We start from the raw sequence: 13,857 nt of genomic DNA, 5'->3' as shown, positions 1-13,857 counted from the left end.
CCGCCCGTAGGCAAAATCAGGCAAATTACCTGACTTTGCGGCTACGCACACGTTTGCGTCACTATACATTAAAAAGGGCCGGATTGCTCCAGCCCTTTTTATTACTTGTTAAATGCGGCCTGGAATACGGCTACCAGGGCGTCATTTTGCGACTGCGTCAGGGTGTGGCCTTTCGGGTCGATAAACTGCAGACTACTGCGGTTATCGAGATCGCCGACCTGCAGTTTATAGTCGCCAGAGGCCAGCTGCGGGTCACTGGCGCCCAGATCCTGCCAGCTACTGTCAGACAGCGGCTTGTAAGTTACCGCCATGCTGCCCTGAGAGCGAGTGCTGTCGGTTACCTTCATGCCCACTTTTTCAAGCGCGGCCGGCAATTTCTGCCACACCATGTTGAACGGCGCGCGTACCACTAGCATCGGCAAGCCGGTGTCATCCGCCGCGCTCTGCACGTCGAAGGTCGCGCCAGCGCTTCTCTGCGCCGCGTTCTGCGCATTAGTGGCGTTGGAATCAAGACCGGAAGAGATAACGTTCAGCATTGAGGTGCTGTAGCGCTGCAGAGAAGCCGGGTCAGACACGGGCTTGCCCGCCTGCTCCAGGTTCACCAGCTTCACCACCACCGCCTGCTGATAGCCCTGCGGCTTAACGGAGATTTGATAACGGCCACGGTACTGCTGGTCTTCATCAAGGCGGTTCCACTCTACCCAATCGGTATTCAGCGTCTGGCCTGCATCGTCACGCTTGGTGATGGTGTAGTTTTTCGCCTGTACGATGCTAACCACCTGCGCCCATAAAGAACCGCTGCGGCTGTTTTCCACCATCAGGGTGGAGGTGTCGCCGTTAAACTGGGTACGCGCGCCGCTGACCAGGGCTAAAGGCTGAGCTGGCGGACGAATATCCAGCGCCTTGCCTACCGCACCGGTGCTGGCGGCAACCGGAATGTTGTAGTCGCCAGTCTGCAGCGGCAGGATCATCCCCGCCGGGGCGTGAAGTTCACTGAGCGGCGTGGCATCTAAATAAGCCTCGTCGCCGCTAACCTGACGCTTATAGCGCGAGTCAGAACTACAGGCCGCGAGGAGTAAAACCAGCGAAACACCCGCAACCTTCGCCAGGCGCGACTTCTGTACTGAGTAAGCCATCAAATCTCCCTAAACTCTACAGCAAACCGGCATGCTTCAGCGCTGCGGTAACCGCTTTCGTACCCGCTTCGGTAATCGGCGTCATCGGCAGGCGCAGCGTGTCGGTCGCTACAAGTCCCAACGCCTTACAAGCCCATTTGACTGGGATCGGGTTGGGTTCGACAAATAATTTTGTATGCAGCGGCATCAGACGCTGGTTAATCGCGCGAGCTTCCGCGAATTGACCCGCCATCGCCAGTCGGCACATGTCCGCCATTTCACGCGCAGCAACGTTCGCCGTGACGGAAATGACGCCGACGCCGCCGAGCTGGATAAAGTCCATGCCGGTTGCGTCATCGCCGCTCAGCAGAATAAAGTCATCTGAAACCAGCTCTTTGATCTGGTGAACGCGACTTAAGTTCCCTGTTGCTTCCTTAATACCGACAATATTTTTAATTTCCGCCAGGCGGCCAACGGTTTCCGGCAGCATATCGCAACCGGTACGGGACGGCACATTATACAGAATTTGCGGCAGGTCAGTATGTTCAGCGATAGCTTTAAAGTGTTGGAACAGGCCTTCCTGGGTCGGACGGTTATAATAAGGAGTGACCGTCAGGCAGCCGACAACGCCGCTATCGTTGAAACGTTTGGTCAGGCTAATCGCCTCTGCGGTTGCATTTGCACCGGTACCAGCAATGACCGGGATGCGGCCATCGGCCAGCTCAAGGGTCATCATCACGACGTCGCCATGCTCTTCATGGCTCAACGTTGCGGATTCGCCGGTAGTCCCTACCGAAACAATCGCCGAGGTTCCGTTGGCGACATGGTAATCAATCAGTTTTTTCAGGCTTGACCGGCAGACATTACCGTTATCATCCATCGGCGTGACAAGCGCTACAATACTTCCCGTGAACATGGGCCATCCTCAGAGCAGAAGTGGGACAAGATTCTCAATGTTACGTTTGGTGCTGCAATAAAAGCAAGAGACCCAACGCCATCTGGGATGTTGTACGCCGGTTTTTTTTATGCTTTCCTAATGTTACCTCACCTTTTTAAAGGAAGAACAGGTTTGACAGCCTCATTACAACACTATCTGGTGATTACCGCTCTGGGCGCAGACCGCCCCGGCATCGTAAACACAATCACTCGCCACGTCAGCAGCTGCGGCTGCAATATTGAAGACAGCCGCTTGGCCATGCTCGGCGACGAGTTCACGTTTATAATGCTGCTTTCCGGCTCGTGGAACGCGATTAACCTGATCGAATCAACGCTGCCGTTAAAAGGAGCCGAGCTGGATTTGCTGATCGTAATGAAGCGCACCTCCGCCCGCCCACCGCAGGCGATGCCGAATACGGTTTGGATCCAGGTAGAGGTGCCGGACTCGCCGCATATCATTGAGCGCTTTACCGCGCTGTGCGACACGTGGAATATGAATATCGCCGAACTGGTCTCCCGTACTCAACCGGGAGAAGATAAAGACGCCGCTCAGCTATTTATTCAAATCACCGCACACAGTCCTGCCTCGCAAAACACGACAAATATCGAGCAAGCGTTCAAAGCACTATGTACAGAACTGAGCGCACAAGGCAGTATTAACATCGTTAATTATTCACAGCATGATGAACAGGATGGAGTTTAACCAATGACCCCACTGAAAGCCGGTGATATCGCACCGAAATTTAGCTTACCGGACCAGGACGGCGAGGAAGTAAATTTAACCGACTTCCAGGGACAGCGTGTTCTGGTTTATTTTTACCCGAAAGCCATGACCCCAGGCTGCACCGTACAAGCGTGCGGTTTACGCGATAATATGGACGACCTGAAAAAAGCGGGCGTCGAAGTACTGGGTATCAGCACTGATAAACCAGAAAAACTGTCTCGTTTTGCCGAAAAAGAGCTGCTGAACTTTACGCTGCTGTCTGATGAAGATCATCAGGTCTGCGAACAGTTCGGCGTCTGGGGCGAAAAATCATTTATGGGGAAAACCTACGACGGCATTCACCGTATTAGCTTCCTCATTGATGCTGACGGCAAGATTGAACATGTGTTTGATAACTTCAAAACCAGCAATCACCACGATGTCGTGCTGAACTGGCTGAAAGAAAACGCATAACGTCTAAATGAAAACGCCGGGGATAATAAATCGCCCGGCGTTTTTTTGCGTCAGTCAGCGCGTCACTCGTCTTCAATAACCATTCCATCAGGCCAGGCGTGAACCACCGCCTTGATTAATGTCGCCAGCGGAATCGCGAAGAATACCCCCCAGAACCCCCACAGCCCGCCGAAAATCACTACCGACAGAATAATCACCAGCGGATGTAAATTCACCGCCTCCGAGAAGAGAACCGGCACCAGCAGGTTGCCATCCAGCCCCTGAATTATCAGGTATACGGCAAACAGGCTCCAGAACTCAGTACCCGCGCCGAACTGGAACAACGCCACGCCGACCACCGGAATGGTGACCACAAAAGCGCCGATATACGGAATCAGCACCGAGAATCCCACCAGCACCGCCAGCAGCAGCGAGTAGTTGAGACCGAAGAGAATGAAGCCTATCCAGGTGGCGACGCCGACGACAATCATCTCCAGCACCTTGCCGCGGATATAGTTGGTAATCTGCTGGTTCATCTCTTTCCACACCTGCCCCGCCAGGCCGCGATTACGCGGTAATACGCGGCGTACGGCATTGAGCATCTGCTGTTTATCTTTCAGCAGGAAGAAAACCATCAGCGGAACCAGGACCAGATAAACCGCCAGCGTCAGCAGGCCGACCAGCGAGGCGAGCGAATACTTCACTACCGAATCGCCAACGGTCAGCATGCGGCTGCGCATATTTTCGGCCATTGCATCAATGATGCCGGCATCCATCAATGCCGGATAGCGCCGCGGCAGCGTGGCGGCGAAATCGGAAAGCTTATTGAGCATACCAGGCATATCGCGGATGAGATAAATGCCCTGTTGCCAGGCCACCGGCATCACCACAAAGGCCATTAACAGCAAGATACCGACAAATAGCACCAGCACCAGCGAGGTGGCCCAGGTTCGCGACAAGCCGATACGCTCCAGACGAACGGTGGGCCACTCCAGCAGATAGGCCAGCACGATGGCGACCAGCAGCGGCGCCAGCAGCCCGCTGAAAAAGAACATAATGCCGAAGCCGGCCAGCAGAATAACCAGCAGCGCTATCGCTTCCGGGTCGCTGAAACGACGACGATACCACTGCATTAACATCTCAAGCATAAACCCTTCCCTGAAGCGCAAATCGCCACAATCCTGGGAATTGTATCTAAGTGTCACAAAAAAGACTTCGCTTTTTATTGGCTATGACACAAACCTGCACAACTGTGCGAATATCATATTTTCAACGCCATCAACGACAGCTAAACTCGCTGAATCTGCGGCATGGGAACATTGGGCCGCACAACCGGTCAAACTGGCACACCCACATTACAGGACAGAGGTTATGTTCAGGCAGTTAAAGAAAACGCTGTTGGCCGCCGCCGTCGCGTCGTTGACGCTGGGGACGATATTACCTGCCGCCGCTGACTCGGCGGATACGCTGCCGGATATGGGCACCTCGGCAGGAAGCACCCTTTCCATCGGTCAGGAAATGCAGATGGGGGATTACTACGTACGCCAGCTACGCGGCAGCGCGCCGCTGATAAACGACCCGCTGCTGGTGCAATACATTAACGGGCTGGGCATGCGCCTGGTCGCTCACGCTAACTCCGTCCGTACGCCGTTCCACTTTTATCTGATTAATAACGATCAGATTAACGCCTTTGCCTTCTTTGGCGGCAACGTGGTGCTGCACTCGGCGCTGTTCCGCTATGCGGATAACGAAAGCCAGCTTGCCTCGGTAATGGCGCACGAAATCTCCCACGTCACCCAGCGCCATCTGGCGCGCGCGATGGAAGACCAAAAACGTAGTGCGCCGCTAACCTGGGTTGGCGCGCTAGGCTCTATTCTGCTGGCGATGGCCAGCCCGCAGGCGGGGATGGCGGCATTAACCGGCACCCTGGCTGGCACCCAACAGGGGATGATTAGCTTCACTCGTCAGAATGAAGAAGAAGCCGACCGCATCGGTATTCAGGTACTGCAGCGCTCCGGTTTCGATCCGCAGGCGATGCCGGCGTTTATGGGTAAATTACTCGACGAATCCCGCTATTCCAGCCGCCCGCCGGAAATGCTGCTCACTCACCCACTGCCGGAAAGCCGTCTGGCCGACGCCCGTAACCGCGCCAATCAGATGCGCCCGGTGGTAGTCCAGTCGTCGGCGGATTTCTATCTCGCCAAGGCCCGTACCCTCGGTATGTACAACTCCGGTGAAAATAAGCTCGGCAGCGATCTGCTTGACGCCTGGTCAAAAGGGAACATCCGCGAACAGCACGCCGCGCAGTATGGCCGCGCGCTACTGGCTATGGAGAGCAATAACTACGATCAGGCGCGCAAAGCGCTCCAGCCGCTGCTCAGCGCCGACCCACAAAATCCCTGGTATCTGGATCTCGCCACCGATATCGATCTTGGGCAGAAAAAGACCACTGACGCAATTAACCGCCTGAAAAACGCCAAAGAGATCCGCACCGATCCGGTCCTGCAGCTGAACCTGGCCAACGCCTACGTACAGGGCGGGCAGCCGGCGGAAGCCGCGACCATTCTCAACCGCTACACCTTTAACAATAAAGATGACGGCAACGGTTGGGACCTGTTGGCGCAGGCGGAAGGCGCATTGGGTCATCGCGACCAGGAGCTGGCGGCGCGAGCCGAAGGCATGGCGCTGGCCGGTAGGCTTGACCAGGCCATCTCGCTGCTGAGCAGCGCCAGTTCGCAAGTAAAATTGGGCAGTTTGCAGCAGGCGCGCTACGACGCTCGCATCGACCAGCTGCGCCAGCTGCAGGAAAGATTCCGCCCCTATCAGAAAATGTAAGGAGACCACATGTCTGACGCGGTAAAAATTTACCACAACCCTCGCTGCTCGAAGAGCCGTGACACGCTCAGCCTGCTGAAAGCTAACGGCATCGACCCTGAAGTGGTGCTGTATCTGGAGACGCCGCCGGATGCCGCGACGCTGCGCCAGCTGTTGAAAATGCTGAATATGAGCAGCGCCCGTGAACTGATGCGCCAGAAAGAAGATCTGTATAAGTCGCTCAATCTCGCCGACCCACAGCTCAGCGAAGAGGCGTTGATTCAGGCCATGGTCGAGAACCCGAAGCTCATCGAACGGCCCATCGTGGTCAGCCACGGCCAGGCGCGTATCGGCCGCCCGCCGGAACAGGTACTGGAAATCGTCAGCTAACCCCTACGCGCCGCCGGTCTTGCCCGCGGCGCGATTTTTTTCGTGCCCGCTTCCAGAAAATACAGGCCAACTCCCCCTGCCCGCACAGTGGTGCTACTGTCTGTCCGTCACCTGAATCCACTGGACGGATTGCCAATGAAAAAAGCTATTTCCACGCCGCATGACGCAGTATTTAAAACCTACCTTTCCCATTCGGATACCGCGCGTGATTTTCTCCGGTTGTATCTTCCTGAAGCGCTAAAGGAGATCTGCGATCTGCGCACGCTACATTTAGAATCAGGTAATTTTATCGAAGAAGATCTCAGACCTTACTATTCCGATATTCTCTACTCGCTGCAAACCACTGCGGGCGACGGCTATATTTACGCGCTAATCGAACATCAAAGTAGCCCCGACCGACATATGGCCTTTCGCCTGATGCGCTACGCCGTCGCCGTCATGCAGCGCCACCTTGATGCCGGACACGAAAAACTCCCGCTGGTGATCCCGGTTCTTTTCTATCATGGCCTGGTAACGCCCTATCCGTTTTCAATGCGCTGGCTGGATGAGTTTGCCGCGCCGGAACTGGCGACCACGCTCTACCACGGCGAATTTCCACTGGCGGATATCACCGTCATACCGGATGATGAAATCGCCACTCATCAACGTATGGCAACGCTGGAATTACTGCAAAAACATATTCGACAACGCGATCTGGCGCAGTTACTCGACAAGCTGAGCGAATTATTATTGACTGGATTAGCCACGCAAACACAGGTGCAGGCGCTAACCTGGTGCTCGCGGGAAATAGCCGCGAACCGATAAAGTTTATTCGTGAGTTGGCGCGCCGGACGCCGCAACATAAGGAGACGCTGATGACTATTGCAGAATATCTCGAGCAGCAAGGGCTGGAGCGCGGTTTGCTTCAGGGCCGGCAAGAAGGCCGGAAAGAAGAAGCACAGCGTATCGCCGCCGCGATGTTACGTAGCGGTCTCGCCCCCGCGCTGGTGGCGCAGCTAACCGGGCTGGCAGAGCAGGAACTGGCGTCGCTTTCGGCTTAAAGCTTCAGGATCTCTTTAACAAATGGGATCGTCAGTTTTCGTTGGGCGGTAATCGATGCGTGATCGAGCTGATCGAGCGTCATAAACAGCGAGCGCATTTCTCTATCCAGCCGCTTGAGCAGGAATCGGCAGACGTCTTCCGGCATCTCGAAACCGCGTAGTCTGGCGCGTAGCTGCAGCGCCTGCAGCTTATCTTCATCCGACAGCGGCTGCAGCTTATAGATTTGCCCCCAGTCAAGGCGCGAGGCGAGATCCGGCAAGCCGAGATGCAGCTGCCGCGGCGGGCAATCGCCGGTGATCAGCAGGCGGGTTTTACCTGATTCGAGAATACGGTTATAGAGATTAAAGATAGCCATCTCCCAGGGCTCGTCCCCTGCCACGCACTCGATGTTATCGATGCACACCAGCGCCAGTTGCTCCATGCCGTCCAGCACTTCCGGCACGAACCACGTGCGCTTATCCAACGGCACGTAGCCGACGGCATCGCCACGCTGGGATAGCTCAGCGCAGGCGGCATGCAAAAGGTGGCTACGCCCCGCGCCTTCACGAGACCAGATATAGATGTATCCGCTGTGTTCCTGCCGCAACACGTTCTGCAGAGCGGCAAGTAGGGAAGGATTATCACCCGGCCAGAAACTCGCGAACGTTTCGTCGTCAGGAAGATACAGTGGCAAAGAGAGCTGTGCCGGAGCGTTCAGATGGACCTCAACATAGGCTTACAGAAAAACGCGAAGAGTTTAACACAGTTTTAGGTCCGGAGAGAACCGGGCAGGATCGCTGCCCGGTATCAGGATCGTTATTTCGCTTCTTCGCTATCCGCGGCGTCCAGCACCACTTCTTCCGGACGCAGAACGCTGATCAGTTTAAAGATCAAGCTCAGACAGATACCGACGATCGTCGCCAGCGCCATGCCTTTCAGCTCCGCCGCGCCAATATGCACCTTCGCGCCGCTCACGCCGATAATCAGAATAACTGAGGTCAGAATCAGGTTCTGCGCTTTGCTGTAATCGACTTTTGATTCGATCAGCACGCGGATACCGGATGCGCCGATCACCCCGTACAGCAGCAGAGAAACGCCGCCCATCACCGGTACCGGGATAATCTGAATCGCCGCCGCCAGCTTGCCGACGCAGGAGAGCAGAATCGCAATAATCGCCGCGCCGCCAATAACCCAGGTACTGTATACGCGGGTAATCGCCATCACGCCGATATTTTCACCGTAGGTGGTGTTTGGCGTTGAGCCAAAGAAACCGGAGACAATCGTCGACAGCCCGTTGGCGAACATCGAGCGGTGCAGACCCGGATCGCGGATCAGATCGCGTTTAACGATATTGGCGGTCACCACCAGGTGCCCCACGTGCTCGGCGATCACCACCAGCGCGGCAGGCAAAATAGTGAAAATGGCAAACCACTCAAAGCGCGGGGTGTAGAAGGTCGGCAGTGCAAACCAGTGCGCTTCGGCGATAGGCGTCGTATCGACCACACCCATCACGAAGGAGAGCGCATAGCCTACCAGCACGCCGATAAGAATCGGGATAATCGCCAGGAAGCCGCGGAACAGTACGGAACCAAAAACCGTCACCGCCAGCGTCACCATCGAAATAATAATGGTTTTGCTATCGGGCGATTGACCGTCAGCCGGCAGCAGCCCGGCCATGTTCGCCGCTACACCCGCCAGTTCCAGGCCGATAACCGCCACGATGGCGCCCATCGCCGCCGGCGGGAACATCACATCCAGCCAGCCAGTACCGGCTTTTTTGACAATAAAGGAGACGATGCAGAACAGGACGCCGCACATAATGAAACCGCCGAGCGCTACTTCATAACCCAGCGGCAACAGCAGCAGCACCGGGGAGATAAAGGCGAAGCTCGACCCCAGATAGGCCGGAATTTTGCCTTTACAGATAAAGAGGTACAACAGCGTACCGATGCCGTTAAACAGCAGTACGGTAGCCGGGTTAATGTGGAACAGGATAGGCACCAGAACCGTTGCGCCAAACATGGCGAACAGATGTTGCAAACTAAGCGGGATTGTCTGTAAAAGCGGCGGTCTTTCACTCACCCCGATTGCACGGCGCGTCATAATGTTATCCTCTGAGAGTCGTTTGTTATTTGTTGTGGGCGTGATTTATTCAAAAAAAAGCCGACTCTCAAAGTCGGCTTTTTATCACTTCATCATTTATTTGGTACCGAAAATCTTATCGCCGGCATCGCCGAGGCCCGGAATAATGTATCCGTGCTCGTTGAGGCCCTGGTCGACGGAGGCGGTGTACAGCTCGACGTCAGGATGCGCTTTCTCCAGCGCGGCAATGCCTTCCGGCGCCGCCACCAGCACCAGCACCTTAATGCTCGAACAGCCCGCTTTTTTCAGCAGGTCGATAGTTGCGATCATCGAACCGCCGGTTGCCAGCATCGGGTCAACCACCAGCGCCATACGCTCGTCAATGTTAGAAACCAGCTTCTGGAAGTAAGGAACCGGCTCCAGCGTTTCTTCATCACGGTAAATACCAACCACGCTGATACGCGCGCTCGGCACGTGCTCCAGCACGCCTTCCATCATCCCCAGACCGGCACGCAGGATAGGCACTACGGTAATTTTCTTACCTTTGATCTGCTCAACTTCGACCGGACCGTTCCAGCCTTCGATAGTGACACGCTCGGTAGCGAGATCGGCGGTTGCTTCGTAGGTCAGTAAGCTACCAACCTCTGAGGCGAGTTCACGGAAGCGTTTAGTACTGATGTCATGCTCACGCATCAGGCCCAGCTTGTGTTTGACGAGTGGATGTTTCACTTCCACGATCTTCATTCTCTTTCTCCTCTGAGGGGCAGCCACAAAAAAAATCGCGGGATTATACCGCTTTTTGCGGATTGCGCCATACCCATCTTGCTTGACGTATATCAAACAAAGTGATTTATGGATTGTTACACATTATAAAACAAACAAAAAAAGCCGGAGGTTCCCCTTCGGCTTTTATCTTTGACAAGGCTATGCTTGTTGGCGATTACAGATTTTCGCCGTTACTGGCAATAACCTGCTGATACCAGGCAAAGGATTTTTTACGGCTGCGGGCCAACGTGCCGCGACCGTCGTTATCTTTATCGACAAAGATAAATCCATAGCGTTTTTTCATCTCGCCGGTACCGGCGGAGACCAGATCGATACAGCCCCACGGGGTATACCCCATCAGATCGACGCCATCCTCCACTACCGCTTTTTTCATTTCGGCAATATGGGCACTGAGATACTCGATACGATACTGGTCATCCACGCTGCCGTCAGCTTCACGCACGTCAATGGCGCCAAAGCCATTCTCAACGATAAACAGCGGCAACTGATAGTGATCCCAGAACCAGTTGAGCGAGTAGCGCAGACCAACCGGGTCAATCTGCCAGCCCCAATCCGATTTCTTGACGTACGGGTTGGAGACCAGGCTGGTACTTTCGTCGTAATCCAGGTGCGGATTATCGTCAGTCGCTTTGGTGGCGAAGGACATGTAGTAGCTAAAACCAATATAGTCGACGCAACCCTCTTTTAACGCCAGGCGATCGGCGTCGGTGATATCCAGCGTAAAACCGCGGCGCGCGAAGTAGTTGAGCAAATGCTGCGGATAGCGGCCACGCACGTGCACATCGGTAAACCAGTAACGACGATGCATAGCGTTCATCGCCATCATGATGTCGTCCGGCGCGCAGGTGAGCGGATAGATTGGACACATCGCGATCATACAGCCAATCTGCAGGTCCGAATTAATCTCACGTGCCGCCTTTACCGCCAGCGCGCTGGCCACCAGTTCATAATGGGCGGCCTGAAACATCACCGGCTCACGGTCTTCTCCGGGCTGATACTTCAGGCCGGAGTTGGTAAAGGGGGCGAAATCTTCATGGAAGTTGGCCTGGTTGTTGATCTCGTTAAAGGTCATCCAGTACTTCACTTTGTGCTGATAGCGGGTAAACACCACCTTCGCGAAGCGGACAAAGAAATCAATCAGCTTACGGTTGCGCCAGCCGCCGTATTCAGTCACCAGGTGGTAAGGCATTTCAAAATGGGAGAGCGTGATCACCGGTTCGATGCCATATTTCAGGCACTCGTCGAACAGATCGTCATAGAATTGCAGGCCCGCCTCATTGGGCTCCAGCTCATCGCCCCGCGGAAAAATTCGCGTCCAGGCAATTGAAGTACGGAAACACTTAAATCCCAGTTCGGCAAACAGCGCTACGTCTTCTTTATAACGATGATAAAAATCAATTGCCTCATGGTTGGGATAGTTATGACCAGGCAGTACGCCGTCGGTGATCGTTCGCGGCACCCCATGGGCGCCTGCGGTCATCACGTCCGCGACGCTAATCCCCTTCCCTCCTTCTTGCCAGCCGCCCTCAAGCTGATGCGCCGCTACCGCGCCGCCCCACAAAAAACCTTCTTTGAATCCGGACATATACTCTCCCTATAGACGATCGTTATGCGCTTTTCACCAAACAGAAACCGGTTTCATTGGCATAATGATCATTCATTAAAGGCGAGGCAAGCAGAAGACTGTACCCGGTTTCATTTTCGTGAACAGTATCAAATTTGCTCATCTGTTAGCCGTTTTAAATCGAGTGTAAAGCAGGCTCGCAAACGTTTGCTTTCCCTGTTAGAATTGCGCCGATTTTTCTTGCTACCGCAAACGCGTGGAGACTTCGCAGTGACCGATAAAACCTCTCTCAGCTATAAAGATGCCGGCGTGGATATTGATGCAGGCAACGCTCTCGTCGACCGTATTAAGGGCGTGGTGAAGAAAACCCGTCGCCCGGAAGTGATGGGCGGACTGGGCGGATTCGGCGCGCTGTGCGCTCTGCCGCAGAAATACCGCGAACCGGTACTGGTCTCCGGTACCGACGGCGTCGGCACCAAGCTGCGTCTGGCGATGGACCTTAAACGTCACGACACTATCGGTATCGATCTGGTCGCTATGTGCGTCAATGACCTCGTAGTTCAGGGCGCCGAGCCGCTGTTTTTCCTCGACTACTACGCGACCGGTAAACTGGACGTAGACACCGCGGCAAGCGTCATCAACGGCATCGCCGAAGGCTGCTTACAGTCCGGCTGCGCGCTGGTTGGCGGCGAAACGGCAGAGATGCCGGGTATGTACCATGGTGAAGATTATGACGTGGCCGGTTTCTGCGTCGGCGTGGTAGAAAAATCAGAAATCATCGACGGCAGCAAAGTGGCTGACGGCGACGTCCTGGTCGCGCTTGCCTCCAGCGGCCCGCACTCTAACGGCTACTCGCTGGTGCGTAAGATTATCGAAGTCAGCGGCGTTGACCCGCAGACCACCGACCTCAACGGCAAACCGCTGGCCGACCACCTGCTGGCGCCGACCCGCATCTATGTCAAATCGATTCTGAATCTGATTGCCAACGTCGACGTTCACGCCATCGCCCACCTGACCGGCGGCGGCTTCTGGGAAAATATTCCGCGCGTACTGCCGGACAACACCCAGGCGGTAATCGACGAGTCCTCCTGGCAGTGGCCGGAAGTCTTCAACTGGCTGCAAACCGCCGGTAATGTCAGCAGCCACGAAATGTACCGCACCTTTAACTGCGGCGTCGGCATGCTGGTCGCGCTGCCGGCAGCCGAGGCGGATAAAGCCATCGCCCTGCTGAACGAGCAGGGTGAAAACGCCTGGAAAATCGGGTACATCAAGGCATCCGATGCCGAACAACGCGTGGTCATTGAATGAAAAACATTGTGGTGCTGATTTCCGGTAACGGCAGTAATTTACAGGCGATTATTGATGCCTGCGCCCGGAAGCAAATCAACGGCACCCTGCGTGCGGTATTCAGCAATAAGGCCGAAGCATTCGGCCTTGAGCGCGCCCGCGAGGCCGGTATTCCGGCCTTCGCGCTCTCGCCGAAAGCGTTTGATAGCCGCGAAGCCTTCGACCGCGAGCTGATGCAGCAAATCGACGCCTTCCAACCGGATTTGGTGGTGCTGGCAGGCTATATGCGCATCCTTAGCCCAGCGTTTGTTGACCACTATCAGGGGCGTTTGCTGAATATCCATCCTTCTCTGCTGCCGAAATATCCAGGGCTGCATACTCATCGCCAGGCGCTGGAAAACGGTGATGAGGAACATGGCACCTCGGTGCATTTCGTCACCGACGAGCTCGACGGCGGGCCGGTGATCTTACAGGCTCGGGTGCCGGTATTTCCGGAAGACAGCGAAGATGACGTTACCGCCCGCGTTCAGGCGCAGGAGCACGATATCTATCCGCTGGTGGTGAGCTGGTTTGTTGATGGCCGCCTGCGTATGGAAGCTAACTCTGCGTGGCTGGATAATCGCAAGCTGCCGCCGCAGGGCTATGCCGCCGAAGAATAAGTTCGACCTGCCCCGGAGCAATCGCCGGGGCACCTTCCTCTCTTATTT

Annotated in this window: 13 protein-coding genes and 1 pseudogene; 7 read left to right on the top strand and 7 right to left on the bottom strand. The window is 55.3% G+C overall.

The features are described 5' to 3' along the window. Positions 1-101 precede the first annotated feature (101 nt). Positions 102-1,136, bottom strand: coding sequence for an outer membrane protein assembly factor BamC (gene bamC / locus AC2CGP_RS21110; protein ID WP_015365465.1), 1,035 nt, complete (start codon positions 1,134-1,136; stop codon positions 102-104). A 16-nt stretch (positions 1,137-1,152) separates the two neighbouring features. Next, a complete protein-coding gene (gene dapA, locus AC2CGP_RS21105) occupies positions 1,153-2,031 on the bottom strand; it encodes a 4-hydroxy-tetrahydrodipicolinate synthase (RefSeq protein WP_015365464.1) in 879 nt (292 codons plus the stop codon). A gap of 153 nt (positions 2,032-2,184) precedes the next feature. On the opposite strand from dapA, the gene AC2CGP_RS21100 reads away from it, so the two are divergent. Together AC2CGP_RS21100 and bcp are read left to right on the top strand one after the other, a co-directional pair. Next, positions 2,185-2,754, top strand: a complete 570-nt coding sequence (locus AC2CGP_RS21100) for a glycine cleavage system transcriptional repressor (RefSeq protein WP_015365463.1) — start codon at positions 2,185-2,187, stop codon at positions 2,752-2,754. 3 nt (positions 2,755-2,757) lie between these two features. Next, positions 2,758-3,228, top strand: coding sequence for a thioredoxin-dependent thiol peroxidase (gene bcp, locus AC2CGP_RS21095; protein WP_015365462.1), 471 nt, complete (start codon positions 2,758-2,760; stop codon positions 3,226-3,228). 62 nt (positions 3,229-3,290) lie between these two features. On the opposite strand, the gene AC2CGP_RS21090 is transcribed toward bcp, so the two are convergent. After that, positions 3,291-4,355, bottom strand: a complete 1,065-nt coding sequence (locus tag AC2CGP_RS21090) for an AI-2E family transporter (RefSeq protein ID WP_015365461.1) — start codon at positions 4,353-4,355, stop codon at positions 3,291-3,293. Positions 4,356-4,578: 223 nt separating this feature from the next. On the opposite strand from AC2CGP_RS21090, the gene bepA reads away from it, so the two are divergent. The 3 genes and pseudogenes from bepA to AC2CGP_RS21075 all read left to right on the top strand — a co-directional run bounded on the left by bepA (position 4,579) and on the right by AC2CGP_RS21075 (position 7,451). Next, positions 4,579-6,042 (top strand): beta-barrel assembly-enhancing protease, encoded by a 1,464-nt coding sequence (gene bepA, locus AC2CGP_RS21085; RefSeq protein ID WP_213759848.1) that lies wholly within the window; start codon positions 4,579-4,581, stop codon positions 6,040-6,042. Positions 6,043-6,051: 9 nt separating this feature from the next. Further along, positions 6,052-6,411, top strand: a complete 360-nt coding sequence (gene arsC / locus AC2CGP_RS21080) for an arsenate reductase (glutaredoxin) (RefSeq protein ID WP_015365459.1) — start codon at positions 6,052-6,054, stop codon at positions 6,409-6,411. 135 nt (positions 6,412-6,546) lie between these two features. Continuing rightward, positions 6,547-7,451: pseudogene (locus AC2CGP_RS21075) on the top strand (Rpn family recombination-promoting nuclease/putative transposase). Here the strand turns inward: AC2CGP_RS21075 and AC2CGP_RS21070 are convergent. The 4 genes from AC2CGP_RS21070 to AC2CGP_RS21055 form a co-directional block, all read right to left on the bottom strand. Continuing rightward, positions 7,448-8,149 carry a DnaA inactivator Hda gene (locus AC2CGP_RS21070; RefSeq protein WP_026612247.1) on the bottom strand — a complete coding sequence of 234 codons (702 nt, stop codon included), beginning with the start codon at positions 8,147-8,149 and terminating at the stop codon, positions 7,448-7,450. The pseudogene AC2CGP_RS21075 and the gene AC2CGP_RS21070 overlap by 4 nt on opposite strands. 98 nt (positions 8,150-8,247) lie before the next feature. Then, positions 8,248-9,534: a uracil permease gene (gene uraA, locus AC2CGP_RS21065; protein WP_015370403.1), complete on the bottom strand. Its 1,287-nt coding sequence runs from the start codon at positions 9,532-9,534 to the stop codon at positions 8,248-8,250. A 96-nt stretch (positions 9,535-9,630) separates the two neighbouring features. Then, positions 9,631-10,257, bottom strand: a complete 627-nt coding sequence (gene upp / locus AC2CGP_RS21060; RefSeq protein WP_015370402.1) for a uracil phosphoribosyltransferase — start codon at positions 10,255-10,257, stop codon at positions 9,631-9,633. A 196-nt stretch (positions 10,258-10,453) separates the two neighbouring features. Further along, complete coding sequence (locus tag AC2CGP_RS21055) at positions 10,454-11,884, bottom strand: 6-phospho-beta-glucosidase (RefSeq protein ID WP_015703152.1); 1,431 nt, start codon at positions 11,882-11,884, stop codon at positions 10,454-10,456. Positions 11,885-12,133: 249 nt separating this feature from the next. On the opposite strand from AC2CGP_RS21055, the gene purM reads away from it, so the two are divergent. After that, the gene (gene purM, locus AC2CGP_RS21050) at positions 12,134-13,171 is read left to right on the top strand and encodes a phosphoribosylformylglycinamidine cyclo-ligase (RefSeq protein ID WP_045392672.1); all 1,038 of its coding nucleotides are present in this window, start codon (positions 12,134-12,136) and stop codon (positions 13,169-13,171) included. Continuing rightward, positions 13,168-13,809 (top strand): phosphoribosylglycinamide formyltransferase, encoded by a 642-nt coding sequence (gene purN / locus AC2CGP_RS21045; protein WP_045392675.1) that lies wholly within the window; start codon positions 13,168-13,170, stop codon positions 13,807-13,809. Before purM ends, purN begins: the two co-directional genes overlap by 4 nt. Positions 13,810-13,857: the final 48 nt, after the last annotated feature.

Source organism: Klebsiella sp. SYXHC3 (assembly GCF_057196925.1).
The sequence above is the reverse complement of the archived record's forward strand: the minus strand, read 5'-3'. Positions and strand labels throughout refer to the sequence as shown.